2 protein-coding genes are annotated in these 1,551 nt (G+C 39.8%); both read right to left on the bottom strand.

What is annotated here, in order from left to right:
• Window positions 1-107: 107 nt before the first annotated feature.
• Window positions 108-617, bottom strand: a complete 510-nt coding sequence (locus tag BBG47_RS27940; protein ID WP_065294460.1) for a glycosyltransferase — start codon at window positions 615-617, stop codon at window positions 108-110.
• Window positions 618-1,274: a TetR/AcrR family transcriptional regulator gene (locus tag BBG47_RS27935; RefSeq protein WP_083189648.1), complete on the bottom strand. Its 657-nt coding sequence runs from the start codon at window positions 1,272-1,274 to the stop codon at window positions 618-620.
• Window positions 1,275-1,551: the final 277 nt, after the last annotated feature.

Genomic DNA, 1,551 nt, shown 5'->3' with positions numbered 1-1,551 from the left:
TGAATAGAGGCCAGCCTTACCAAACATAAAACTTATTCAATTCTAAAAAACTCCACGGCAATGGAGTTTTTTTGCCATGCTTAAAAACCAGTATATCAGTAATTCATTCAATAACCAAGGGATAGCTTGACAAACATTAGCTGGTTTTTGTTCAACAATCGAATACGTAAATTAAAAGGAAGAATAGGATTGGGAAAATTACCGGTCGGTATAATGATAGGTGTGGGGTGTGCTGTAAATGCAGGTATTTTACGTTTTTGGGCAATGTCATATCCTCCTAACACTTTAGGAGGATAGATGATGGCCTCTGCATTTTCCGATGCCTGCCAGAGATCCTCGAGCATTTGCCGCATCATAGGTATAATATGAGTTTTCAGTTGCTTCATGATGCTAAGCGGATTCCCTCCAAGCATTTGCTTGCCTTCCTCAGACTGAGCCAACTTCATGATATCAGCCTGTATCGTCACAAATTCGAGATCGTAGGCGTGAATCAACTCTTCAAAATTGTGTGAAGTACATATGGTGACATGATGCCCTCGTTTCCGAAGGCCATTACCCAAGAAGATAAAAGGTTGAATGTCTCCCCTCGTTCCAAGCGTCAACAGCTTTACTCTCACTCAAATCCCTGCCTCTCGATATACCCCATATTTCAATAGTTGTAAATAAAGGCTCATATCTAATGCTGGAACCGTCACAGATCCATCTAATTCTTGTTCGTTCAGCGAATTCATCTGCTTTGCAAGAAGAGCTTCCAATGACAGCAATACAAATTCGATAGCTTGCTCCGGTTCAATATCCCTTCGGAATCGATTACGATCGACCTTGCTTGCTAGTAAATCAACCATATGCGCCTTCATTCGCTGCTGCTTTAGATGTAATTCTTTTTTCAGATCGTTCGTCATCGTCATGAACGCATTTGTGATAAACCTATACTTCATCGGTTCTCGTTTAAATGCATCCATTTTGATTTTCGATAACTGACCTAACGCTTCGAGTAGATCATCAGAAAGGTCAGGTAAATTAGAAGTCATGGTATGGAAGTAATGATTCAAACACTCATCTACCAGCGTTAAATACAAGGTGCGCTTATCTGAAAAATAATGAAACAGAATACCTTTGGAAACCCCAGCTGATTTCGTAATTTGATTCGTGGATGCTCCCTCATATCCTTTATGGGTAAACTCTTCGAGCGCTGCCTGAATAATTGCGTGTCTCTTGTCAACTTCTACGATTACCTGCACCTGCTTTCTAAAAAAGATTGACCATATGGTCAATTCATATCATTATTTTGACCATGCGGTCAATCTACAACGGTCAAACTTAATTGCACTTAGAAGTCATTCAAAAAGCACAAATCGAAAAGGTAGGAAATGAAACCAAATAGATGATGGAACTTCGAAATAGGGGGGCGACACTTTTTTGACTATTCAACTTTTTAGCGGCACTTCCAGTGAGAGAGGTTTTAAAGCAAAAACAAAAAAATTCTTTAGGTTATTTCCCTAAAGAATACTTTGTTCATTAATGGTGCCGGTGAGAGGACTCGAACCTCCA

Origin of the sequence: Paenibacillus sp. KS1 (genome assembly GCF_001680695.1) — a bacterium.
GTDB lineage: Bacteria > Bacillota > Bacilli > Paenibacillales > Paenibacillaceae > Paenibacillus_B > Paenibacillus_B suaedae.
The sequence above is the reverse complement of the archived record's forward strand: the minus strand, read 5'-3'. Positions and strand labels throughout refer to the sequence as shown.